The sequence below is a fragment of the Streptomyces sp. NPDC025784 genome, from assembly GCF_055558435.1.
Genome location: NZ_JBVHMN010000011.1, coordinates 1 through 25,123 on the forward strand (window position 1 = coordinate 1; position 25,123 = coordinate 25,123).

15 protein-coding genes are annotated in these 25,123 nt (G+C 71.6%); 5 read left to right on the forward strand and 10 right to left on the reverse strand.

Going from position 1 to position 25,123, the window contains the following annotated elements; genetic code table 11:
* Together ACZ4IF_RS24200 and ACZ4IF_RS24205 are read right to left on the reverse strand one after the other, a co-directional pair.
* The coding region (locus tag ACZ4IF_RS24200) for a maltotransferase domain-containing protein (protein ID WP_467566058.1) at positions 1 to 1,022 on the reverse strand (1,022 nt) is incomplete at its 3' end.
* 214 nt (positions 1,023 to 1,236) lie between these two features.
* Positions 1,237 to 2,442 carry a S8 family peptidase gene (locus ACZ4IF_RS24205; protein WP_467566061.1) on the reverse strand — a complete coding sequence of 402 codons (1,206 nt, stop codon included), beginning with the start codon at positions 2,440 to 2,442 and terminating at the stop codon, positions 1,237 to 1,239.
* 370 nt (positions 2,443 to 2,812) lie between these two features.
* On the opposite strand from ACZ4IF_RS24205, the gene ACZ4IF_RS24210 reads away from it, so the two are divergent.
* Positions 2,813 to 5,431, forward strand: a complete 2,619-nt coding sequence (locus ACZ4IF_RS24210; protein ID WP_467566064.1) for a glycosyltransferase family 1 protein — start codon at positions 2,813 to 2,815, stop codon at positions 5,429 to 5,431.
* Between the two features lie 12 nt (positions 5,432 to 5,443).
* Here ACZ4IF_RS24210 and ACZ4IF_RS24215 read toward each other — a convergent pair whose 3' ends face one another.
* From ACZ4IF_RS24215 to glgX, 8 genes are all read right to left on the reverse strand, one after another.
* On the reverse strand, positions 5,444 to 5,944 hold the full coding sequence (locus tag ACZ4IF_RS24215) for a DUF1990 family protein (RefSeq protein ID WP_467566067.1): 501 nt from the start codon (positions 5,942 to 5,944) through the stop codon (positions 5,444 to 5,446).
* Positions 5,945 to 6,028: 84 nt separating this feature from the next.
* The gene (locus tag ACZ4IF_RS24220) at positions 6,029 to 7,687 is read right to left on the reverse strand and encodes a M4 family metallopeptidase (protein ID WP_467566069.1); all 1,659 of its coding nucleotides are present in this window, start codon (positions 7,685 to 7,687) and stop codon (positions 6,029 to 6,031) included.
* Between the two features lie 319 nt (positions 7,688 to 8,006).
* Positions 8,007 to 10,046, reverse strand: coding sequence for a M4 family metallopeptidase (locus tag ACZ4IF_RS24225; protein WP_467566072.1), 2,040 nt, complete (start codon positions 10,044 to 10,046; stop codon positions 8,007 to 8,009).
* Between the two features lie 239 nt (positions 10,047 to 10,285).
* Complete coding sequence (locus tag ACZ4IF_RS24230; RefSeq protein ID WP_467566075.1) at positions 10,286 to 12,079, reverse strand: ABC transporter ATP-binding protein; 1,794 nt, start codon at positions 12,077 to 12,079, stop codon at positions 10,286 to 10,288.
* Positions 12,076 to 13,959 carry an ABC transporter transmembrane domain-containing protein gene (locus ACZ4IF_RS24235; protein ID WP_467566078.1) on the reverse strand — a complete coding sequence of 628 codons (1,884 nt, stop codon included), beginning with the start codon at positions 13,957 to 13,959 and terminating at the stop codon, positions 12,076 to 12,078. The genes ACZ4IF_RS24230 and ACZ4IF_RS24235 overlap by 4 nt, the downstream gene beginning before the upstream one ends.
* 87 nt (positions 13,960 to 14,046) lie before the next feature.
* Positions 14,047 to 15,900: an ABC transporter ATP-binding protein gene (locus ACZ4IF_RS24240; RefSeq protein WP_467566081.1), complete on the reverse strand. Its 1,854-nt coding sequence runs from the start codon at positions 15,898 to 15,900 to the stop codon at positions 14,047 to 14,049.
* Positions 15,897 to 17,843 carry an ABC transporter ATP-binding protein gene (locus ACZ4IF_RS24245; RefSeq protein ID WP_467566084.1) on the reverse strand — a complete coding sequence of 649 codons (1,947 nt, stop codon included), beginning with the start codon at positions 17,841 to 17,843 and terminating at the stop codon, positions 15,897 to 15,899. Before ACZ4IF_RS24245 ends, ACZ4IF_RS24240 begins: the two co-directional genes overlap by 4 nt.
* A 400-nt stretch (positions 17,844 to 18,243) precedes the next feature.
* Positions 18,244 to 20,544, reverse strand: coding sequence for a glycogen debranching protein GlgX (glgX, locus tag ACZ4IF_RS24250; protein WP_467566087.1), 2,301 nt, complete (start codon positions 20,542 to 20,544; stop codon positions 18,244 to 18,246).
* Positions 20,545 to 20,761: 217 nt separating this feature from the next.
* On the opposite strand from glgX, the gene ACZ4IF_RS24255 reads away from it, so the two are divergent.
* From ACZ4IF_RS24255 to ACZ4IF_RS24270, 4 genes are all read left to right on the forward strand, one after another.
* Positions 20,762 to 21,970 carry a L,D-transpeptidase gene (locus ACZ4IF_RS24255; protein ID WP_467566090.1) on the forward strand — a complete coding sequence of 403 codons (1,209 nt, stop codon included), beginning with the start codon at positions 20,762 to 20,764 and terminating at the stop codon, positions 21,968 to 21,970.
* Positions 21,971 to 22,149: 179 nt separating this feature from the next.
* Entirely contained in the window at positions 22,150 to 23,397 is a 1,248-nt protein-coding gene (locus ACZ4IF_RS24260; protein ID WP_467566094.1) for a L,D-transpeptidase, read from the forward strand.
* Positions 23,398 to 23,477: 80 nt separating this feature from the next.
* Complete coding sequence (locus ACZ4IF_RS24265; protein ID WP_467566097.1) at positions 23,478 to 24,245, forward strand: enoyl-CoA hydratase/isomerase family protein; 768 nt, start codon at positions 23,478 to 23,480, stop codon at positions 24,243 to 24,245.
* 205 nt (positions 24,246 to 24,450) lie between these two features.
* Positions 24,451 to 25,059 (forward strand): ATP-binding protein, encoded by a 609-nt coding sequence (locus ACZ4IF_RS24270; RefSeq protein ID WP_359501622.1) that lies wholly within the window; start codon positions 24,451 to 24,453, stop codon positions 25,057 to 25,059.
* The last annotated feature ends 64 nt before the right edge of the window (positions 25,060 to 25,123 follow it).

The window sequence follows — 25,123 nt, forward strand, 5'->3', positions numbered from 1 at the left end:
TCGCCCTCGGACCGGCCGCTCTCCGACCGCGGGAAGAACTCGTACCAGGACCCGTACAGGGCGCGCTCACGCTCCACCAGCAGCGGCAACGGCTCGGACGACGAGACGAGTTCGCGCAGTGGACGGCGGGCCAGGACCGCGTCCACCTCCGGGGTGAGGGCGGCGGCGAGGCGGGCCGCGGCGGGGCGGTCCACGTCGCGCAACGCGTCGGCGGCGCGCAGCAGCGTGTCCCGGCGGCCCTTGCTCTTCGGCACCTGGGCGGCGGCCCGCTCGTACAGTCGCGCGCCCTCCTCCAGGACCAGTTCCGTGTCCATCCCGGCCGGGATCTTGATGCCCGCGTGGTGGCGCCAGGTGGTGACGGGGTCGCTCCACGCCTCGACCGTGTAGGTCCAGCGGCCCTCCTGCCCGGCGGTCACGGTGGCGCCCCAGCGGTCGGTGCCGGGGGCCAGTTCGCGCATCGGGGCCCAGGGGCCGGCGCGTCCGTCCGGATCGCGCAGGACGACGTTGGCGGCGACCGCGTCGTGGCCCTCACGGAAGACCGTGGCCGAGATCTCGAACGCCTCTCCGACGACCGCCTTCGCGGGCCGTCGTCCCTGGTGGACGAGCGGCCGGACGTCGAGGACGGGGATGCGCCCGACGGTCGGTCCGGACGCGTAGGCCGCCCTGTCGCCGGCGACGGCCGGCCCCGCCGCGAGGACGGCGCCGCGGGCGGAGGCCTTCTCCGTGGTGCGGGAAGTGCCCTCGGCGGGGGCGGAGGGTTTCTCCGTGGTGCGGGAAGTGCCCTCGGCGGGGGCGGAGGCCTTCTCCGTGGTGCGGGAAGTGCCCTCGGCGGGGGCGGAGGGTTTCTCCGTGGTGCGGGAAGTGCCCTCGGCGGGGACGGAGGGTTTCTCCGCGACGGGCGAACCGTCCTCGGCCGCGGTGGCGGGTTTCTCCGTGGTGCGGGAACCGGCGCCGGGCCTGCCTGGTCCGGATGCGCCGGGAGTGCTCGTCGGGGGTGGCGACGTCTGGTGCGTTGCGGGCATGACCGCTCCTGTCCGCGTCAACGTGGGTGGGCGGATGAGGGTGTGGGGAGGTGGGGCCTGCGGGGTGTACCGGAGGAGCCTTCCCACCCTATGCGGGTGCGCATTCCGGCACTTTGTTAACTACTCACGCGTATGTCTACGCACAAGACCGGCCTCGTCCAGTGCGGGCGAGGCCGGTCCCGTACGGCCGTGTCACCGGGGTCCTGTCATGGTCCTACCAGGCTCGATCGACGTGCAGGAGTTTGTTCGGTGAACCGAGACCGGCGCCCGAAATCCTTCCCGGAACGGCCTGTTTCACCAGTGCTTTGGTTACTTGCGCCGGAGTGGCCTTCTTGTGGCCGGCCAGGTACAGGGCCGCCGCGCCCGCGACGTGCGGGCTCGCCATGGACGTGCCGGAGAAGGTCGCCGTGCCCGTGTCGCTCGCGTACGAGGCCGAGGTGATCGCCACGCCCGGGGCGAACAGGTCCAGCGCGGAACCGGTGTTCGAGAAACCGGCCCGTGCGTCGTTGCGGTCGCTCGCGCCGACCGTGAGGGCCTGGCAGACCCGGGCAGGGGAGTACAGACCGGCCGGGAGCCCGTCGTTGCCCGCCGCGACCGCGTAGGTGACGCCGGAGGCGATGGAGTTGCGTACGGCGGTGTCCAGTTGGGCGTTCGCGTACCCGCCCAGACTGAGATTGGCGACGGCCGGTTTCTTCGCGTGCCGGGTCACCCAGTCGATGCCGGCGATCACCTGCGCGGTGGTGCCCGCCCCGGCGTTGTCGAGGACGCGGACCGCGACGACCTTCGCCTTCTTGGCGACGCCGTACTTGGTGCCCACGACGGTTCCGGCGACGTGCGTGCCGTGGCCGTTGCCGTCCTTCGCCGTGCGGTCGTTGTCCACGAAGTCCCAGCCGTAGCTCGCCCGGCCGCCGAAGTCCTTGTGCGTGATCCGGATACCCGTGTCGATGACGTACGCCGTCACGCCGGCGCCCGCCGACTCGGGCCAGGTGTAGCTCTTGTCGAGCGGCAGGTTCCGCTGGTCGATCCGGTCCAGGCCCCACGAGGGCGGGTTCTTCTGGACGTGGTCGAGCGCCACGCGGGTGTCCTGCACGACCGAGGCGACGCGGGAGTCCGCCGCGAGCCGCCGGGCCTGCTCCTCGCCCACCCGCACGGCGAAACCGTTGAGGGCCGTGCCGTAGGTGTGGCTGATTCTCGCTCCGTACTTCGCGGCGATGTCCTTTCCCGCCGACGACGGAGCCTTCGTTCCCCCCTTGAGCGTCACGATGTAGCTGCCGCTGACGGAGCCGGGTGCGCCGGCCCCGAGTATCCGGCCCTGCGGGGCGGCGTGCGCGGGTGGGGCGATGGCCGAAAGCACCGCGGCCGTCGTGACCGCGGTGAGACCCGCCGCCCAGCGCAGACGCCTCATTCTCGTCCGTGCCATGGCTTGAGTTCCCCTCCTCAACTCGGCGTACGGAGGCCGGACCGGCCGGTGTGGGCCAGGCCCGGCCGTACGCCACGTGGCGAGCCTCTCGTGCGGTGTGAAGCGCCACAAGGCCGCCCAGGCGGGCGGAATCGGCCATATCGGCCGTGAAGTGCACGTGAAGGTTGCGGCGAGTTTCCGCCTGTGTCACGCAGTACGCCCGTTCGGGGGGCGGCCGTCGAGGCGCCGTAGAGGTGGCGGCGCCGTGGCCGGTACCGTCGTGAGTGGTCTTCCGAGGGACCACTCGGCACCACCCGTAATTGAGGTACCCCGACCGCGATCGACCGGCCCGCGCCAGCGGCGCCGGTCCAGGCGCAAAGAGGTGCAGCCTGTGAAGGCGATCCGCAGATTCACCGTACGTCCCGTACTTCCCGAAGCCCTTCACCCGCTCAGTGACCTGGCGCGCAATCTCCGCTGGTCCTGGCATGCCGAGACCCGTGACCTGTTCCAGTCCGTCGACCCGGAGCGCTGGGCGGCCTCCGGCGGCGACCCCGTACGCCTGCTCGGCAGCGTGCCGCCGGCCCGGCTGGCGCAGCTCACCCAGGACGAGGGCTTCCTGAACCGGCTCGCGACGGTCGCCGACGACCTGCGCGAGTATGTGACCGGCGACCGCTGGTACCAGCAGCAGGTCTCCGAACTCCCCTCCGCCATCGCCTATTTCTCGCCCGAGTTCGGCATCACCGCCGCGCTGCCGCAGTACTCCGGCGGCCTCGGCATCCTCGCCGGCGACCATCTCAAGGCGGCCAGCGACCTGGGCGTCCCGCTGATCGGGGTGGGACTGCTCTACCGGCACGGCTACTTCCGCCAGTCCCTGTCCCGCGACGGCTGGCAGCAGGAGCACTATCCGGTCCTCGACCCGAACGAACTGCCCCTGGTGCCGCTGCGCGAACCCGACGGCACCCTCGCCCAGGTCTCCCTGGCCCTGCCCGGCGGCCGGGCGCTGCGGGCCCGTATCTGGCTGGCACAGGTGGGCCGTGTTCCCCTCCTGATGCTCGACTCCGACGTCGAGGAGAACGACTTCGGCGAGCGCGGCGTGACCGACCGGCTGTACGGCGGCGGCAGCGAACACCGTCTGCTCCAGGAGATGCTCCTCGGCATAGGGGGCGTGCGCGCGGTACGGACGTACTGCCGGCTCACCGGCCACGCCCCGCCCGAGGTGTTCCACACGAACGAGGGCCACGCGGGCTTCCTCGGCCTGGAGCGGATCGCCGAACTCGCCGACGGCGGACTCGACTTCGATGCCGCCCTCGAGGCGGTCAGGGCGGGCACCGTCTTCACCACCCACACCCCCGTCCCGGCGGGGATCGACCGCTTCGACCGCGAGCTGGTGGCCCACCACTTCGGTCCCGACGCCGAACTCCCGCGCATCGACGTCGAACGCGTCCTGGGCCTCGGCATGGAGACCTATCCGGGAGGCGAGCCGAACCTCTTCAACATGGCCGTGATGGGGCTGCGGCTCGGGCAGCGTGCGAACGGCGTCTCCCTGCTGCACGGCCAGGTCAGCCGGGAGATGTTCGCGGGCCTGTGGCCGGGCTTCGACCCCGAGGAGGTCCCGATCACCTCCGTCACCAACGGCGTGCACGCACCGACATGGGTGGCGCCCGAGGTGTTCCGGCTGGGCGCCCGTCAGATCGGCGGCAGGCGCACCGAGGACGCGCTGACCGTCGGCGGCTCGGACCGCTGGGACGCGGTGGCCGAGATCGAGGACCAGGAGATCTGGGACCTGCGGCGGGTCCTGCGGGAGCAGCTGGTCGTGGAGGTGCGCGAGCGCCTCCACGCGTCCTGGCGCCAGCGCGGCGCGGGCACGGCCGAACTCGGCTGGATCGACGGTGTACTGGACCCGGACGTCCTGACGATCGGCTTCGCGCGCCGCGTCCCGTCGTACAAGCGGCTGACCCTGATGCTGCGCGACCGCGACCGTCTCATGGACCTCCTTCTGCACCCCGAACGTCCGGTGCAGATCGTCGTCGCGGGAAAGGCCCACCCCGCGGACGACGGCGGCAAACGCCTGGTCCAGGAGCTGGTCCGGTTCGCCGACGACCCGCGGGTGCGCCACCGGATCGTCTTCCTCCCGGACTACGGCATGGCGATGGCGCAGAAGCTGTACCCCGGCTGCGACATCTGGCTGAACAACCCGCTGCGTCCCCTGGAGGCCTGCGGCACGAGCGGTATGAAGGCGGCCCTCAACGGCTGCCTCAACCTGTCCGTCCTGGACGGCTGGTGGGACGAGTGGTTCCAGCCCGACTTCGGCTGGGCGATCCCGACCGCGGACGGCACGGCGACCGACGACGACCGCCGGGACGACCTGGAGGCCGCGGCCCTCTACGACCTCCTCGAACAGCGCGTGGCACCCCGCTTCTACGAGCGCGGCCGGGACGGGCTGCCCGACCGCTGGATCGAGATGGTCCGCAGGACGCTGACCCACCTCGGGCCGAAGGTGCTCGCCGGCCGGATGGTGCGCGAGTACGTGGAGCGGCTGTACACGCCGGCGGCGCGCGCGCACCGTGCGCTCACCCCGGACACCGCCCGCGAGCTGGCGGACTGGAAGTCCCGCGTCCGGTCCGCCTGGCCGCAGGTCACCGTCGACCACGTGGAGGCCTCGGCCGCCACCACGACCGCCGAACTGGGCACCACGCTCTCGCTGCGCGTCCGCGTCGGACTCGGTGATCTCGCACCCGACGACGTCGAGGTCCAGGCCGTGGCCGGCCGCGTCGACACGGACGACCGCATCGCGGACGCGGTGTGCGTGCCGCTGAAACCCGCGGGCGGGCCGGACCTGGACGGGCGCTGGCTCTACGAGGGGCCGCTGTCCCTGGACCGCACGGGTCCCTTCGGCTATACGGTCCGCATCCTGCCCGCGCACCGGCTGCTCGCGTCCAGTGCGGAACTGGGCCTGGTGACGGTGCCCTCCGAGGAGACCGGGGAGGGAGCGGGTCTGCTCATGCGGTGAGTATCGGGGGCTTCACTCGTCCAGACCCGCGCACAGGCGGCGCAGTACCGTGCCGCACCTCTGGGCGTAGGCGTGCTGGAGCCCCCGCGTCGCCGGTCCGCCCGCGCGGGCGTACCACTTGGCCGGACGGCTGAAGGCGGTGATCGTCAGCCAGACGGTCCCGTCGCCGGTGCGGTCGACGACGAAAGCCTCCTCGCCGCACTCGGGATGGCCGGACAGCGTGCCGTAGGCCCAGGCGGTGCGCCGGTGCTCCTCGGCCGTCCAGACCACACGGCAGGGGGCCTTGATGGGGCCGAGACCGACGGTCACGTCGACGCCGGGAGCCGCCTTGTCCGCGTCGGAGGTGATGGCGACGCCGAGGGCGCGGTGCATCTCCCAGGTCATCAGGGCGTCGGAGGCGCGGCGGAAGACGGCCTCGCCCTCGCCTATCCGGGCGCGCACGTGCAGTCGGCGGAAGCCCGGCGGGCAGCGGTCCTCGCGGGTCGCGCCCACGTCCTCGTACGTGTAGGGCATGGGGGACAGAGTAAGGCGGCACCCGGAGCAGCCCTCGCTCCGGGTGCCGCCTCGTCCAGCGGGCCGCGCGGCCCGCGCCGCGGACTAGTTCACGTTGACCGCGGACCAGGCCGCGGCGACCGTCTTGTACTCCGTGCTGGTGGAGCCGTACAGGGCCGACGCCGCGGAGAGCGTGGCGGTGCGGGCACCCGAGTACTTGGTCGTCGACGTCATGTAGGTCGTCAGCGCCTTGTACCAGATCTGCAGCGCCTTGGCCCGGCCGATACCGGTGACCGTGGTGCCGTTGGACGTCGGGGAGTTGTAGCTGACCCCGTTGATCGTCTTGGCGCCGCTGCCCTCCGAGAGGAGGTAGAAGAAGTGGTTCGCGACACCCGACGAGTAGTGCACGTCGAGGTTGCCGACACCGGACGACCAGGAGTCGGCGGAGCCGCCGTCCTTGCTGGGCTTGTCCATGTAGCGCAGCGGGGTGCCGTCGCCGTTGATGTCGATCTTCTCGCCGATGAGGTAGTCGCCCACGTCGGAGGAGTTCGCCGCGTAGAACTCGACGCCGGTGCCGAAGATGTCGGAGGTCGCCTCGTTCAGGCCGCCGGACTCACCGCTGTAGTTGAGGCCCGCGGTGTTGGAGGTGACACCGTGGCTCATCTCGTGGCCGGCCACGTCCAGCGAGGTCAGCGGGTGGGTGTTCCCGGAGCCGTCGCCGTACGTCATGCAGAAGCAGCTGTCGTCCCAGAACGCGTTCACGTACGAGTTGCCGTAGTGCACGCGCGAGTACGCTCCCACGCCGTTGTTCTTGATGCCGGAGCGCCCGAAGGTGCTCTTGTAGAAGTCCCAGGTCTCCTGGGCTCCGTAGGCGGCGTCCGCGGCGGCCGTCTGGTCCGTGCTGGAGCTGGACGCGGTGCCGGTGCCCCACACGTCGTCGGCGTCCGTGAACAGCGTTCCGGTGCCCGACGTGCCGTGCTTGAGGTTGTACGTCTTGTGCCCGCCGCGCGTGCCGTCGGTCAGCTGGTACGTCGAGCCCGACTTCGTGGTGGTGAGCGTGACGGTGCCCGAGTAGAGGCTCTTGCCGGTACCGGTCTCGATGCCCTGGTACTCGTAGAGCTTCTTGCCGGTGGCGGCGTCGGTGATGACGTGCAGCTCGTTGGGGGTGCCGTCGTCCTGGAGGCCGCCGACGACGGTCTCGTAGGCGAGGACGGGCTTGCCGGTGGCGGCCCAGATCACCTTGCGGGGCGCCCGGTCGGCCGCGGTCTTCTCCGAACCCGCGGCCTCGGCGGCGGTGAGCGCCTGCTTCTCGGCCTTCGCGGTGGTGACCGCCGGCTTGAGCGAGGCGACCTTGATGGCCGCCTTGGTGGCCTTCGTCACGCCCTCGGCCTTGCCGGACTTCGACTGGTGGACGACCAGGTCGCCGCCGAGGACCGGAAGTCCGTCGTAGGTGCGCTCGTAGCGGGTGTGGACGGTGCCGTCGGCGTCCTTGACGACGTCTCTGACGACCAGCTTCTCCTTGGCGCCGAGGCCTATCTCCTGGGCCGTCTCCGCCTTGGCGGCGTCGGCCTTCTGGATCAGGGCGGTCCGCGTGGGGGCGGAGAGCTGGACGGGGGCGCCGGCGAGGGTGGTCGCGCCGGCAGGGGTCGCCGCGTTCTGGGCGGCGGCACCGGTGGTCATACCGGTGGCGAGCAGAGCTCCGGCCGCGACGGCGGTGGCGATGGCCAGAGTGGTGCGCTTGTGACGCGCGTAGAGGGGGGTCACGCAAGCTCCTTCTGTGGGGGCGCCCGGACGGCTTTGGGGTGGCCGGACGGGCGATGTGAAGTTGCGGTGCGGGTGAGCCGTGCGGTGGAAGCGTGCCATCTGGGGCGCGTACATGTCAGGAGGCCCTAAAGACCTTGGCCGAAAGTCGACCATTGGGTGAACGCTTCGGTGCTCCGGAGCGGAGTCGATCTTCTTCAAAGGGGGGTCAAACCAAACCCCCGGACGAGCAAAGAGGGCGCCGCCCCGGGGAGTTGAACCTCCGGGACGGCGCCCTGTCCTGTGCGTCACCGCGACGCGCTCCGGGGGAGCGCGGTGCGGTCTACGGGAACGTCAGCTTCCAGCTGTTGATGTAGCCGGTGTCCTGCGCCGCCTGGTCCTGGACCTTCAACTTCCAGGTACCGTTGGCGACTTCGGAGGACGCGTTGACCGTGTAGGTCGCGTTCACGTTGTCCGCCGAGTCGGACGAGCTGAAGTTCTTCAGGCGGTACGTCGACCCGTCCGGGGCCACCAGGTCGATGACGAGGTCACCGCGCCAGGTGTGCACGATGTCGACGCTCACCGCGAGGTTCGACGGCGCGTTGCCGGTACGGCCGGTGACCGTGATCGACGACGTGACCGCCGCGCCGTTGTCCGGAATCGATACGTCGGCGGTGTTCTCGAACGACGTACCGCCGCCGCCACCGCCCGGACGCGAGCCCACGTTCACGGCCGCCCAGGCGTTCTGCACGGCCGTGTACTCGGCGCTCGTCGTGCCGTACAGCTCGCCCGCCGCCGCGAGCGTGCCGGTTCGGGCCGCCGCGTAGTTGGTGGTCGAGGTGAACTTCGTGGTGAGCGCCCGGTACCAGATCTGCAGCGCCTTGTCGCGGCCGATGCCGGTGACCGGAAGACCGTCCGACGTCGGCGAGTTGTAGCTGACGCCGTTGATGACCTTGGCGCCGCTGCCCTCGCTCAGCAGGTAGAAGAAGTGGTTCGCGACACCCGACGAGTAGTGCACGTCGACGTTGCCGACGCCGGAGTACCAGGAGTCCTTGGAGGCGCCGTCCTTGCTCGGCTTGTCCATGTAGCGCAGCGGGGTGCCGTCGCCGTTGATGTCGATCTTCTCGCCGATGAGGTAGTCGCCCACGTCGGTCGAGTTGTTGGCGTAGAACTCGACGCCGGTGCCGAAGATGTCGGAGGTCGCCTCGTTCAGGCCGCCGGACTCGCCGCTGTAGTTGAGGCCCGCGGTGTTGGAGGTGACGCCGTGGCTCATCTCGTGGCCGGCCACATCCAGCGAGGTCAGCGGGTCCGCGTTGCCGGAGCCGTCGCCGTAGGTCATGCAGAAGCAGCCGTCGTCCCAGAACGCGTTGACGTACGCGTTGCCGTAGTGGACGCGCGAGTACGCTCCCACGCCGTTGTTCTTGATGCCGGAGCGCCCGAAGGTGTTCTTGTAGAAGTCCCAGGTCTCCGCGGCACCGTAGTGCGCGTCGGCGCCGGCCGTCGCGGCGTTCGACGTGGTGCCGTTGCCCCAGGTGTCGTTCGTCTGCGAGAACAGCGTGCCGGTGCCGGAGGTGCCGCGGTTCAGGTTGTACGTCTTGTGGTTGCCGCGCGCACCGTCGTTCAGCGTGTAGGTGGAACCCGACTGGGTGGTCGTCAGGGTCACCTGGCCGCTGTACTGGGTGTTGCCGATACCGTTCTTGATGCCCTGGTACTCGTAGAGCTTCTTGCCGGTGGCGGCGTCGGTGATGACGTGCAGTTCGTTGGGGGTGCCGTCGTCCTGGAGGCCGCCGACGACGGTCTCGTAGGCGAGGACGGGCTTGCCGGTGGCGGCCCAGATCACCTTGCGGGGCGCCCGGTCGGCGTCGGTCTTCTTCGACCCGGCGGCCTTGGCGGCGGACAGCGCCTGCTTTTCCGCCGCGGCCGCGGCGACGGCCGGCTCGACCGTGGCGACCTTGATGGTGGCCTTGGTCGCCTTGTAGACGTGCCCGGTCTTCCCGGACTTGGCGGTGTCGACCACCAGGTCGCCGCCGAGGACCGGAAGCCCGTCGTACGTCCGCTCGTAGCGGGTGTGGACGGTGCCGTCGTGGTCCTTGATGACGTCACGGGCGACGAGGCGCTCCTTGGCGCCGAGGCCGAGGTCCTTGGCCGTGTCCGCCTTGGCCGAGTCGGCGTCGCGTATCAGCTCGGCGCGCTGCGAGGGCGTGAGCTTCATGGCGACGGCGCCCGGGTTGACCTTGCCCGAGGGCGCCTTGGCCGGTGCGGCGCTCGCGGCGCCGGACTGGACGGCAGCGGCCAGCAGGGCGGAGACGCCCACGAGGGCGACGCCGGCGACACGGCGCTTGGTGATGTGGGAGGTGCGTCTGTGGGAGGAACTGCTACTCAACACTGACTCCTTCTGCGTGGCCGCGGGTCGCGCGGCCAGGGGAGACCGGACGATGGGTGACCCGTCCGGGCAGAACAGGGCTGTACGCGGAACCAGGTGCATGGGGTCGTGCGAGCGCTTCACGACGATGCGAGCTGTGGGGTTGCTGTGAAGCGGTCGTGGGAAGAGTGGCAGGAGATCGCACCTTCTGTCAGGAGCGCGTCAGGAACTTGGCCAGAAATGGTTCGTTGTCCGGGATGTCATGTTCGGTATACGGACTCGTCGCCGGGTGGACGCACAAGGCCGGACCGGCGCCGCTCCCCGTGCCACGAGTGCCACAGCGCCGCGTACGTCCCCTCGGCCGCCACCAGCTCGTCGTGCGTGCCGAGTTCGGTGAGCCGGCCGGCCTCCATCACCGCCACCCGGTCGGCGTCGTGCGCGGTGTGCAGCCGGTGCGCGATGGCGATGACCGTGCGCCCTTCGAGCACGGCGGCCAGCGCGCGCTCCGTGTGACGGGCGGTCGCCGGGTCCAGCAGCGCCGTGGCCTCGTCGAGGATCAGCGTGTGCGGGTCGGCCAGCACGACACGGGCCAGGGCGAGCTGCTGGGCACGAGAGCCGTCCACCCGGTGGGCCTCGGGACCCAGCTCGGTGTCCAGCCCGGCCGCCAGCTCCGCGGCCCAGTCGTCCGCGCCCACCGCGGCCAGGGCGCCCCACAACTCGGCATCCGTGGCCCCGGGTTCGGCGATCAGCAGGTTGTCGCGCACCGTGCCGAGGAACACGTGGTGCTCCTGGGTGACGAGCACGACCTGCCGGCGCAGCTGCTCGGGGTCGAGTCCCACGACCGGTACGCGCCCGACGGTCACCGTGCCGCTGCCCGGCGCGTCGACGCCCGCCAGCAGCCTGCTCAGCGTGGTCTTGCCGGCGCCCGAGGGCCCGACCACGGCCAGCCGCTCCCCGGGGCGCACGGTCAGGTCGACCCCGCGCAGCACCTCGCCCCCGCGGTCGTACGCGTAGTGCACCCCGGTGACGTCGATCCGGTCGTCCACCGGCGACGGCGATCCGGCCGGCACCGCCCGCGGGGCCGCGCCGAGCCCCTCCACCCGGGCGAACGAGGCACTGCTGGCCTGGAGTTGCTCGACCCGCATCAGGATCTGGTCGAGCGGCTCGGCGAGCTGGCGCAGATACAGCGTGGCGGCGACGACCGCGCCGAGGCTCGTCGCGCCCCGCGCGAGCAGCGCACCGCCCACCAGCAGCACCGCGACCACGGGAACGACGTACGACACCTCGACGGCGGGGAAGAACACACTGCGCAGGAACAGCGTCCGCATCCGCCTGCGGCGGGACGTCTCCAGTGCCTGCCGGCTCGCGTCGATCCGCCGCCGCTCCAGACCGAAGGCCTCCACCGTGCGGGCACCGGACGCGGTGGCCGCGAGGATCTCGGCGACCTCGGACGTGGCCGCGCCCTCGGCGAGATAGGCGCTCCGCGCCCGGCGCAGATACCAGCGCAGAGCGAACCAGATGCCGGCCAGACCGAACACCCCGCAGCCGCCGAGCAGCGGGTCGATGAAGAAGACCGCGCCGAGGATGAACGCGGCCTGTGCCGAGGAGATCAGCAGTTCGGGTCCCGCGTCGCGCAGGGTGTTGCCCACCACGGTGACGTCGGCGGTGCCGCGCGCGGTCAGGTCCCCGGCTCCCGCGCGCTCCACGACCGAGGCGGGCAGCGACAGCGCCCGCTCCACGAACTCCTCCCGCACCCTGGCCAGCGTCCGCTCCCCGAAGCGGTGCCCCACGAACCGGGCCCATCTGGCCAGCAGCAGCTGGGCCAGCGAGCACAGCAGGATGACGCACGCGAGCCGGTCCACGACTCCCACGCCGTGCCCGGCCCGCACCTCGTCGATGATCCGACCGAGCAGCCAGGGGCCGACCAGACCGGCCGCCGCCGCCAGCGCGTTGAGGCCGAGGACGGCGGCGAAGGCCCGGCCGTCCGCCCGGATCAGCCGCACCGACGCCCGGCGGACGTCGCCGGGCTCGGCGATGGGCAGCTGCGTACTCATCGCACGGCCCCCTCGGCGTCCACCACGGTCCCCCCGTCGTCCACCACGGCCCCCGTGGCCGAATCCGTACCCGTATCGCTGTTGTCCTCGCTGCCCGAGTCCCTGCCCGAGCCGGCGCCGGTGCTCATACCGGTCGTGGCACCCACGTCCGTGCCGGTACCGGTGCTCGCGCCCGGCGGTACCAGGTCCGCGTCCCGTGCCACCAGCGCCCGGTACCCCGGCTCACCGTCCATGAGGTCGCGATGGCTGCCGCTCGCCGCGACCTTCCCGTCGACCAGGTACAGCACGGTGTCCGCCTGGTCGAGCAGCAGGGGAGACGTGGAGGTGACGACGGTCGTGCGGTCGGCGCGGGCGGCGCGCAGCCGGGCGGCGACCGCGGCCTCGGTGTGCGCGTCGAGCGCCGACGTGGGCTCGACCGCGAGCAGCACCTCCGGATCGGCCAGCAGCGCCCTCGCCAGGCGGACCCGCTGCCGCTGGCCCCCCGAGAGACTGCGGCCCTGCGCCTCGACGACCGAGTCGAGACCGTCCGGCAGACCGAGGACGATGTCGTCGGCCACGGCCGCGTGCACGGCACGGGCGACGGCCTCGTCATCGTGGTCGTGACGCCCGCGGACCAGTTCGCGCAGGGTGCCCGCGAACAGATCGGCCTCGTTGTCGGCGACCAGGACGCGCTCGCGCACCCGCGGCAGGGCGACCTCGTCGAGCCGTACGTCACCCCAGGTCACCGCCGACTCCGCGTACCGGCCGAGCCGGTCGACGACGGCCTCGGACTCCGCGGGACGGGCCCCCGCCAGCGCGGTCAGCCGCCCCGGCACCACCCGGACCCCGGACCGCGGGTCGTACAGCGCCGCGGGCGACACGGGCGCCTCCCGCGCGGCGGAGCGGACATCGGCGGGCTCCAGCGCCAGGAACCGTACGACGCGCCGGGCGGCGACCACCCCCCTGCCGAGCTGGTAGCCGCACTCGATGAAGAAGGACACCGGCATCACCAGGACCGCGACGTAGCCGTACACGGACACCAGCTCGCCGACGGTGATCTCCCCCTGGGCGGCCAGCCGGGCCGCGAGCCAGGTCACCACGGCCAGGAACAGCGTCGGCAGCCCCATGCCCAGCGCCTGGATCCAGCTGGTCACCGCCCCGACCCGGTAGCCCTGTTCCCGCAGCTCCCGCGAGTCGCGGCGAAAGGTGTCGGCGAACAGCCCCTTGCCGCCCAGGCCGTTGAGCACGCGCAGACCGCCCGCGAGGTCCCCGATCCTGGCGGTCAGCACGCCCTGCCGCTCGCGGTACGCCGTCTCCGTGCCCTGGAGCCGTCCCAGCAGCGGTCCGACGAGTACGGCGATCAGCGGCACCCCGAGCAGGATCACCACCGAGAGCTGGAGCGAGACCGACAGCAGCATCGCGGCCACCACACCGTAGGTGAGCAGCGCCGCGACGCCGGGCCCGACGACCGTCAGGGACTGGCTGATCGTCTGGACGTCACCGACGCCGATCGTCACGACCTCCCCGGCCCCGACCTGGCGCGGCAGAGCGGCACCCAGCCGGACCGACTGGCCGACCACGACCTTGACCGTGCGGAAGTTGGCGTCCATCCGGACCTTCGTCATGATGCGGTGCCGCACGACGCCCAGCCAGGCGTTGAACACCCCGGCGCCCAGCACCGCGGCGGTCCAGCCGAACAGCGCGGCCCGATCGCCCGGCTCCAGGCCGTCGTCGACGGCCCGGGACAGCAGATACGGCGTCAGTGCCAGGAGCCCCATCCAGACCCCGGCCACCAGCGTGCCGGCCGCCGAGCGGCCCGCCTGCCGGGTGACCAGCCACCACAGGTAGTGCCAACCGCCACGACGATCCGGTGTCCCGGGGTCCTCGTACGCGTCGATCATCCGTCCCCCTCCGCCGTGCGCCTGCCGCGCCGCCCGCTCCGGCACCCGCTCGTTCCGGCACTCGCCCGCCCCACGGCCCGCCCGCCGCTAGACGAGACTGTCGCGCCACGCCCGGTGCAGGTCCGCGAACCTGCCCGTGCCCGCGACGAGTTCGGCGGGCGTCCCGTCCTCGACGATCCGCCCGTGCTCCATCACCAGGACGCGGTCCGCGATCTCCACCGTCGACAGACGGTGCGCGATGACCACCGCGGTACGGCCCCGCAGCACCGTCGCCATGGCGCGCTGCACCGCCCGTTCACCGGGGATGTCCAGGGAACTGGTCGCCTCGTCGAGGATCAGGACGGCCGGATCGGCGAGCAACGCCCGTGCGAACGCCACCAGTTGCCGCTGGCCCGCCGAGATCCGGCCACCCCTCTTGCGGACGTCCGTGTCGTAGCCGTCGGGCAGCGCGGTGATGAAGTCGTGGGCGCCGATCGCCTTCGCGGCCCGTTCGATCTCCTCCCGACTCGCGTCGGGACGGCCGATCGCGATGTTCTCGGCGACCGTGCCCGAGAACAGGAACGCCTCCTGGGTCACCATCACCACCCCGCGCCGGAGCTCGGGCAGGGACAGCTCACGCAGATCCACGCCGTCCAGCAGGACACGGCCGTCCGAGGGGTCGTAGAAGCGGGCCAGCAGCTTGGCGAGCGTCGACTTGCCCGCCCCGGTCGACCCGACGACGGCGACCGTCTGCCCGGCCGGCAGCGTCAGCGAGAACGTGGGCAGGACCTCGCCGCCGGTGCGGTACGCGAATCGGACCCCGTCGAAGACGACCTCCCTGCCCGGGAGTTCACGCAGGGGGGCGGGCAGCGGCCGGGGCTCGGACGGCTCCGGCACGGACGGCGTCTGGGCCAGCAGACCGGAGATCTTCTCCAGCGAGGCCGCCGCGGACTGGTACGAGTTGAGGAACATGCCCAGCCGGTCGATCGGGTCGTACAGGCGGCGCAGATAGAGCACCGCCGCGGCCAGCACCCCGAGCTCCAGCGAACCCGACGCCACCCGCTGGGCGCCCCACAGCACGATCCCCGCGACCGCCGTGTTCGCGACCAGACGGGAGCCGACCACATAGCGGGCCATCTCCAGCAGCGCGTCGCCGTTCGTCCGCTCGTGGCGCTGGTTGAGGACCTTGAAGTCGGCGTCGTTCGCGGCCTCCCGGCGGAAGGCGCGCACCGGACGGATGCCGTTCATCGTCTCCGCGAACTTCACGATCACGGCGGCGATCGCCGTCGAACGCAGCGCGAAGATACGGCCCGCACGGCGTTGGTAGAGACGGATCAGGAGGTACAGCGGCACGAACGAGACCACCGCGACCGCGCCCAGGCCGAGATCCAGCCAGAGCAGCATCGCCGAGATGTAGACGAAGGACAGGATGACGGTGACGAGTTCCTGGAGACCCTCGCTGAGCAGTTCGCGCAGCGACTCGACGTCCGTCGTGGAACGCGAGATCAGCCGGCCCGAGGTGTAGCGCTCGTGGAAGTCGACGCTCAGCGCCTGCGCGTGGCGGAAGATCCGGCCGCGCAGGTCCAGCAGCACATCCTGGTTGACCCGCGCGGAGGCGATGATGAACCCGTACTGAAGGCTTCCGGAGGCCACCGAGCACAACAGGTACGCGACGCCGACGGCGATCAGCGGTCCGTGGTCGTCGTGCCGGTACGCGGGCACCGCCCGGTCGATGGCGTACGCCACCAGCAGCGGGCCCGCCTGTACCGCGGCCTGCTGGAGCAGCAGGAGGACGGTGGTGACGACCACCCGGGCGCGGAGCGGGGCGAGCAGGGAGCGCAGCAGCGCGGCCGTCGCGCCCGGGGGAGCGGGCAGCGTGTCGCGGTCGAAGGGGTCCTCGTGCCGCGCCTGGTCCGGAGCCGGCCGGTCGTGGTCCGGCGCGGTGGTGGTGGGCGCCGTCATCGCTGGTCCTCCTTCGTGCGATCGGTGACGTCCGCCGCCTCGGCGCGGGCGCCGGTGTCCCCGTCGGCCCCCGGATCTCCGCCGATGCCGGTGTCCCCGTCGGCCCCGGGTTCCCCGCCGGTGCCGGCGCCGGACATCAGCCAGGCGTACTCGGCGTTCGTACGCAGCAGTTCGTGATGGGTGCCGACCGCGGCGATGCGGCCGCCGGAGAGCAGGGCCACCCGGTCGGCGAGCAGCACCGTGGACGGGCGGTGCGCCACGATCAGTGCCGTCGTCTGCACCAGCACCCGGCGCAGCGCCGCCTCGACCGCGGCCTCCGTGTGGACGTCCAGTGCCGACAAGGGGTCGTCGAGCACCAGGAAGCGCGGACGGCCCACCACCGCCCTGGCCAGGGCGAGGCGTTGCCGCTGCCCGCCCGAGAGGCTCAGCCCCTGCTCGCCCACCTGGGTCGCCGTGTCGTTCGGCAGCCCGTGCGCGAAGTCGGCCTGCGCGACGGCCAGCGCGCGGTCCAGCTCGGTCTCCCCGGCACCGTCGGCCGCGCCCATGAGCACGTTCTCCCCGACACTCGCCGAGAAGAGGGTGGGCTCCTCGAAGGCGACCGCGACGAGTTCGCGGAGCTCCTCGCGGGGCATGGCCGTGATGTCCCGGCCGTCCAGGGTGATCCGGCCGGAGGTCACCTCGTGCAGCCGGGGGACGAGCGCGGTGAGCGTCGTCTTGCCGGAGCCGGTCGCGCCCACCAGGGCCATCGACTCACCCGGGCGGACGTGCAGGTCGATGTCGTCCAGCACGGGGGCGGAGTCCACGGCCGCGTCCGGGTAGCGGAACCGCACCGAGCGGAACCGGAGACCGCTGCCGTCCCCGGCCGCCACGGCGGCGACGTCCGCGGACTCCGGCCGGGCGTCCATGACCTCGAAATAGCGCTGTGTCGCGGTGGCCGCCTCCTGGCTCATCGCGAGGAGGAACCCGATGGAGTCGATCGGCCAGCGCAGCGCGAGGGCCGTCGACAGGAAGGCGACCAGTGTTCCGGCGGAGAGGTCGCCGTCGGCGACCTGCACGGTGCCGAGGACGAGCGCGGCACCGATCGCGAGCTCCGGAAGGGTGACGATGACGGCCCAGATGGAGGCGAGCAGGCGGGCCTTGGCGAGTTCCGTGCCGCGCAGCGTGCGGGACAGCTCGTGGAAGGCACGGGCCTGGCTGCGATGGCGGCCGAACCCCTTGATGATGCGGATGCCGAGGACGCTCTCCTCGACGACCGTCGTCAGGTCGCCGACCTGGTCCTGGGCCCGCCGCGCCACCTCCGCGTAGCGCCGCTCGAAGGCCCAGCAGACGATCATCACGGGGACCGCGGGAGCGAGCAGCACCAGCCCGAGCGTCCAGTCCTGGGCGAGCATGATGCCCACACCCGCAAGGATCGTCACCCCGTTGACCAGCAGGAAGGTCAGCGGGAACGCCAGGAACATGCGCAGCAGCATCAGGTCCGTGGTGCCCCGGGACAGCAACTGCCCCGAGGCCCACCGGTCGTGGAAGGCGACGGGCAGGCGCTGGAGGTGCCGGTACAGGTCCGCCCGCATGTCCGCCTCGACGCCCGCCAGGGGCCGGGCCACCAGCCACCGCCGCAGTCCGAACAGGCCCGCCTCGGCGAAGCCGAGCAGCAGCAGCCAGAGCGCGCCGAGCCAGACGCCCGCCGGATCGCGGTCGGCGACGGGACCGTCCACCATCCACTTCAGGACGAGCGGGAACACCAGCCCCGTACAGGAGGCGACCACCGCGATGCCCGCGGCGCCGAACAGCCGCGCGCGCACCGGCCGCACGTACGGCCACAGGCGCAGCAGACTGCGCACGGTCGAAGCGCCGGCACCGCGCGCGTCCGCGGCGCGGTCCCGGGTCCCGGCGCCGTCCCCGGCCGGGGCAGGATCCTTGGTCACTGCATCTGTTGTGGGCATCAACGGCGAGCCTACGGTTCGGCACCGACAGCGCCCACCGAGTTTTGGCCGGACCGCACGCGCCCGGCGGGCGGCGGCCGGGCCGTCCGGCAGGTCGCGCCCGAGCACCGCCCGACCGGCCGGCGCGGTGCCGAGGACGACGGCCCGGCGGCCGCCCACGACCTGGGCGGCCCGGCCCGGCTCCCCCTGCGGACGGGGCGGCGGCCCGCCCGCGATCCGCTCCCAGGACGCCTTCGGGTCGGCCGGCCGCTCCGGCTCGTCGCCGGCGAGGTCGGCCTGCTCGCGCCGGTCGCGGCGAGGTCGTGCAGGTCGTACTCGCCGAGCCGGCCCGGCATGGACGTGCCAGTGGGGCTGCCGGGGCGTCAGGGACACGTCCACACTGCGGAAGCCGGCGCGCCCCTCAGACGACCCTGAGCAGCAGGACGGACCGCGCCGGTACCGTGATCGAGGCCCCCGCCGGGTGCTCGACACCGGGCGCCTCCCCCTGCTCCTCCCGCGAGGTGTCCACGACCACCTCGTACCGCGCGGCCCAGGGCGTCCCCGGCAGCACGAAACCCACCGGCCGGTCGCCGGCGTGGAGCACGGCGAGAAAGCTGTCGTCCACGACGGGCACTCCCCGGGCGTCCCGCCCCGGGATGTCCCGCCCGGACAGATACATGCCCAGCGTCGAGGCGGGTGCGTACCAGTCCCGCTCCGTCATCTCCGTTCCCCTGGCGGTGAACCACGCCAGGTCCCGCAGCCCGTCCGCCGAGTGCGCCCGGCCGGAGAAGAACGCGCGCCGCCGCAGCACCGGATGCTCGTGCCGCAGGGCGATCAGCCGCGACGTGAGGTCGAACAGCGCCCGCCATCCGGGGTCGTCGAGGTGCGACCAGTCGACCCAGCTGATCTCGTTGTCCTGGCAGTACGCGTTGTTGTTGCCGCGCTGGGTCCGCCCGAACTCGTCGCCCGCGACCAGCATCGGCACCCCGGTGGAGAGCAGGAGAGTGGTGAGCAGGTTCCTCAGCTGCCGTCGCCGCAACGCCCCGACGCGGTCGTCACCGGTCTCCCCCTCGACACCGCAGTTCCAGGCGCGGTTGTCGTCGGAGCCGTCGCGGTTGGCCTCGCCGTTCGCCTCGTTGTGCTTGCGCTCGTAGGAGACGAGGTCCCGCAGCGTGAACCCGTCGTGCGCGGTCACGAAGTTCACCGACGCGTACGGCCGCCGCCCGCCCCACGCGTACAGGTCGCTGGACCCCGAGAGCCGGTAGCCCAGGTCGCGCACGTCGGGCAGCGCGCCCCGCCAGAAGTCCCGCACGGCGTTGCGGTACCGGTCGTTCCACTCCGTCCACAGGGGCGGGAAGGCCCCCACCTGATACCCCCCGGATCCCACGTCCCAGGGCTCCGCGATCAGCTTCACGCGCCGGAGCACCGGGTCCTGGGCGATCACGGCCAGGAACGGCGACAGCATGTCGACGTCGTGCATCGAGCGTGCCAGGGCCGCCGCCAGGTCGAACCGGAAGCCGTCCACGCCCATCTCCGTCACCCAGTAGCGCAGGGAGTCGGTGATGAGCCGCAGCACATGGGGCTGCACCACGTGCAGTGTGTTCCCGCACCCCGTGTAGTCGGCGTACCGGCGGGCGTCCGACTGGAGCCGGTAGTACCCCCGGTTGTCGATGCCGCGCAGCGACAGCATCGGGCCCAGCTCGCCCGCCTCCGCGGTGTGGTTGTAGACCACGTCGAGGATGACCTCGATGCCCGCCGCGTGCAGCGCGCGCACCATCCGCTTGAACTCGCCGACCTGCTGGCCGGTCGTCCCGGAGGCGGCGTACCCCGCGTGCGGCGCGAAGTAGCCGATCGAGTTGTAACCCCAGTAGTTCCTCAGGCCCTTGCGCAGCAGATGGTCCTCGTGCGCGAACTGGTGCACCGGCAGCAGCTCCACCGCCGTCACCCCGAGCTTCACCAGGTGCTCGACCGCGGCCGGGTGCGCGAGACCCGCGTAGGTGCCCCGCAGTTCCTCCGGCACCCCCGGGTGCAGACGGGTGAATCCGCGCACGTGCACCTCGTAGATCACCGAGTCCGCCCACGGGGTCTTCGGGCGGTGGTCGTCCGACCAGTCGTCGTCGTCATGCACCACGACGCCCTTGGGCACGTACGGAGCCGAGTCGCGGTCGTCGCGCACGGTGTCGGCGACCTGCTGCTGCGGCCAGTCCCGCACGTGCCCGTACACCTCGGGCGGCAGGCTGAAGTCGCCGTCCACCGCACGCGCGTACGGGTCGAGGAGCAGTTTCGCCGGGTTCCAGCGGGCGCCCGTCCACGGATCCCAGCGGCCGTGCACGCGGTAGCCGTAGCGGCGTCCGGGGAGCACGTCGGGCACGAAACCGTGCCAGATCTCATGCGTGAGTTCGGTCAGCGGGACCCGGCTCTCCGCGCCCCGCTCGTCGAAAAGGCACAGCTCCACGGCCTCCGCACCGCCCGCCCACAGGGCGAAGTTGGTGCCGGCGACGCCGTCCGGCCCGACGCGGAAGCGCGCGCCCAGCGGGGTCGGGGCGCCCGGCCACACGGCCACGGCGGGTGCCGCCGCGGGCGGGGCCTCGGCGGCGTCCCCGGGCGGCGGCACGACCTGCCGCGTCCGGGCGCCGTTCGACACGGGGGCCGACTGCGTGGGCAGTCCGCCGCCCGCGGCACGTCCCTCCTGGACGGCCTCCTGCTCGGGTGCGCTCGACACCGGTCAGCCTCCCGCGGCTCGATGGAACGACGGGAAAAGGGGCGTACGGAGTCCCGGCCGCAGCTCCCCGTCGCGTCGTCCTCCCCACTGTTCTGCCCAGAGCATGGCTCGCACTCACGTTTCCCCGGAGGGGCACGGTCGTTGGGACCCGTGTACCGCAGTTCCCGGGGACGACCCCGGACCCCCGGCCGGAAAGACAGAGGTTCGAGTGGGACACATGACATGGGGCCCGCGGCGCGCCGGCACCGCACTGGCCGCCGTACTGACCTGGGCCGGCCTGCTGGCCGGAGCCGCCGGTTGCACCTCGGGGGGAATCGACGAGGTGCTGGGCAAGGCACCGTCGTCCGGGGACGTCATCCGCGTCTCCCCGGCCGACGACAGCAAGGACGTACGACCGGACAAGACGCTGGAGGTGCGGGTGCCCGACGGGCGCCTGGAGTCCGTTCGGGTGGTCAAGTACCAGGACGCGCAGGAGTCCACGGTGCCCGGGCACCTGACGAACGACGGCCTGACCTGGAAGCCCGACGACGCGCAGCTCGCGCTGGCCGCCAAGTACACGGTCGACGCGGTCGCCCTGGACGGGCACGGCCGGCGCTCGGCGCGCCACACGACGTTCACGACCGCCGTCCCCGACGAACGGTTCATCGCCTACGTCACACCGGAGAACCGGTCCACCGTGGGCACGGGGATGATCATCTCGCTCAAGTTCAACCGGGAGATCACCGATCGGGCCGCCGTCGAACGCGCCGTCCACATCGACACCCGGCCCGCCGTCGAGGTGCGCCCGCACTGGTTCGGCAAGGAACGCCTCGACTTCCGGCCGCGGGAGTACTGGAAGCCCGGCACCAAGGTCACGGTCGGCCTGCGGCTGCGGGACGTCGAGGGCGCCCGCGGTGTGTACGGACTCCAGTACAAGACCTTCTCGTTCACCGTCGGACGCAGCCAGGTCTCGCTCGTCGACGCCGCCGCGCACACCATGGAAGTACGGCGCGACGGTGACCTCTTCGCCACCGTGCCGATCACCGCCGGCGCCCCGAAGAACCCCACCTACAACGGGAAGATGGTCGTCACCGAGATGCTGGAGGTGACACGGATGAACAGCCAGACGGTCGGATTCGGCGGCGAGTACGACATCCCCGACGTCCCCCACGCGATGCGGCTCACCGACTCCGGCACCTTCCTGCACGGCAACTACTGGGCCACGGACGTCTTCGGCAACAGCAATGCCAGTCACGGCTGCGTGGGCCTGCGGGACGTGAAGGGCGGCAGCTCGGACACCCCCGCCGGCTGGTTCTTCGACCGCAGTCTCATCGGCGACGTCGTCGAGGTCGTCAACAGCGAAGACAAAACGGTCGCTCCCGACAACGGGCTCAGCGGTTGGAACATGGGCTGGAAACAGTGGAAAGCGGGTGGGGCGGTGAGGTAGCCCGACAAAGGGGTACGCGCACGACGCACTCCAGCGGCGCCCCGTACGGCCGAAGTTGGGACTGAACAGTGACATTCCCGGGGAGCCATCCCTCCTGGCCGTGTGATTAATTAGCGCGATACGCGCGTGGGACGCGCTGGAGTGCGGGCCTGATCAGGCCGTGCGAGGGGAGAACGACTTTGAACGGGCGACCGATATCGGGGGCGTCGGTTGGCGCACGCACACACCGGAAGCGGGGGGTGTCGGCGTTGCTCCTCGCCTCCCTCCTGCTCGCGGTGAGCGCCTGCGGCGGCGGAGGGGACTCGGACTCCGGGTCCGAGAAGAGTGACGGCAAGGGCAAGGCCTCCAGTTCGGCGGACACCAAGGCCTCGCAGGCCGTCGTGACCATCGCCCCCAAGGACGGCGCCGACGACGTGAAGACCAGCGGCGCCCTCAAGGTGACCGCGGCCAAGGGCAAGCTGACCGAGGTCAAGGTCGAGGACACCAAGGGCAAGGCGGTCGAGGGGACCATCACGGACGGGGGCGCCAGCTGGACGCCCTCCACCCACCTCGCCTCCGCCACCAAGTACAAGGTCCACGCGGTGGCCAAGGACTCGGAGGGCCGTGAGGCGGCAGAGGAGTCCGCCTTCACCACCCTCACCCCGAAGAACACCTTCGTCGGCATCTACACGCCGGAGGACGGCTCGAAGGTCGGCGTCGGGATGCCGTTCTCCGTCCACTTCACGCGGGGCATCACGCATCCGGACGCCGTCGAGAAGGCCATCCGGATCAAGACCGAGCCCGCGGTCGACGTCGAGGGCCACTGGTTCGGCAACGACCGCCTCGACTTCCGTCCCGAGGAGTACTGGAAGGCCGGCACCGAGGTCACCGTGAGCCTCGATCTCGACGGTGTCGAAGGCCGTCCGGGCGTCTACGGCAAGCAGACCAAGACCGTGAAGTTCACGATCGGCCGCAGCCAGGTGACCACGGTCGACGCCAAGACCCACAAGATGGTCGTCAAGCGCGACGGCAAGGTCCTCAAGACCATCCCCATCACCACGGGCAAGCCGGGCTACGACACCTGGAACGGCCAGATGGTCATCAGCGAGCGCCTCAAGGTGACCCGCATGAACGGCGAGACGGTCGGTTACGGCGGCGAGTACGACATCAAGGACGTGCCGCACGCCCAGCGCCTGACCAACTCCGGCACGTTCATCCACGGCAACTACTGGGGCGGCGGCGCCTTCGGCAACTACAACGCCAGCCACGGCTGCATCGGCGTACGCGACGTGCGCGGAGGCTACGACGGCAAGGTGCCGGCGGCCTGGTTCTACGACAACTCGATGATCGGCGACGTGGTGATCGTGAAGAACTCCCACGACAAGACGGTCGCCCCGGACAACGGCCTCAACGGCTGGAACATGTCCTGGTCCGACTGGACCAAGTAGAGGCTCCACCGGTACGGGCCGGGTGTGCTGTGACTCAGCACACCCGGCCCGTCGCCGTTAACGCCCACTAACCTGCTCCCATGACTGTGCATCTCGAAGTAGCCGAAGGTGTGGGCACCATCCGTCTGGACCGCCCGCCGATGAACGCGCTGGACATTGCCACGCAGGACCGGCTCAAGGAGCTCGCCGAGGAGGTCACGCGCCGGGCGGACGTCCGCGCGGTCGTCCTGTACGGCGGGGAGAAGGTGTTCGCGGCGGGCGCGGACATCAAGGAGATGCAGGCCATGGACCACGCGGCGATGGTCGTGCGGTCCCGGGCCCTGCAGGACTCCTTCACCGCCATCGCCCGCATCCCCAAGCCGGTCGTCGCCGCCGTCACCGGATACGCGCTCGGTGGCGGCTGCGAACTGGCCCTCTGTGCCGACTACCGCATCGCCGCGGACAACGCCAAGCTCGGCCAGCCCGAGATCCTGCTCGGCCTGATCCCCGGAGCCGGCGGCACCCAGCGGCTGTCCCGTCTGATCGGCCCGTCCAAGGCCAAGGACCTCATCTTCACCGGCCGTATGGTCAAGGCCGACGAGGCGCTCTCCCTCGGCCTGGTGGACCGGGTCGTCCCCGCCGACGAGGTGTACACCGCCGCGCACGCCTGGGCGTCGAAGCTCGCGCAGGGCCCCGCGATCGCGCTGCGTGCGGCCAAGGAGTCGATCGACGCGGGTCTGGAGACGGACCTCGAGACCGGACTCGCCATCGAGCGGAACTGGTTCGCGGGCCTGTTCGCCACGGAGGACCGGGAGCGGGGCATGCGCAGCTTCGTCGAGGAGGGCCCCGGAAAGGCCAAGTTCCTCTGAGCGTCCACCGCGCGATGCAGCGAAAGTCACTGAACAAATTCCGCTGATCCACTTGCAGTTGACGCGGTGTCTTATCCGGCGTCCCCCGAAGGGACGGTTTATGGGAGCCTTAACGCAGCCTTAAGCCGACCTTGTCGGGGGTCGTCGGCGATTGCCTCAACGAGGTATGTCCGCGCAGGTCAGCCGGGCTGCCGAAAGGCCTGAACTGCCTCTGGCATATGCCGATCGGATGTTGCGGAATGAAGTGTTCCGGGGGGCGTATTCCTCCGGAACGCCCCCGAAGGATGCTCTGGGCGGCCATGATGGGGGCATGGCGGGGCTGGAGGGTATCGAACAGCCGCGGCGGCACGGGAGTGCGACCGCGGCGCGCTGGACGCCTGCGGTCGAGGACGAACGGGCGCTCAAGGCCCTGGAATTGTTCGGCAATCCGACCGAGGCGGAGGTGCCGCTGCCGTCCCGCCCCGAGTCCGCGGCCACCGCGCGACGGCTCACCCAGGTCGTGGTCCTGCGCCACTGGGGGCTGTCGCCCAAGATGACCGAGGACACCGTCCTGCTCGTCTCGGAACTCGTCGGAAACGCCGTGCGTCACACCGGCGCCCGCGTCTTCGGACTCCGGATGCGCCGCCGCCGTGGCTGGATCCGCATCGAGGTCCGTGATCCCTCGCGCGGGCTGCCCTGTCTGATGCCCGTTCAGGAACTCGACCTGAGCGGCCGCGGGCTCTTCCTCGTCGACAAGCTCTCCGACCGCTGGGGCGTCGATCTCCTGCCCCGCGGCAAGACCACCTGGTTCGAGATGCGCGTGGCCGACCGCTGACATGCGGGACCCCGGCCGCGGTGCGGCCGGGGTCCGAGGGCGCCGCGGAACGAATTGGGGTGTG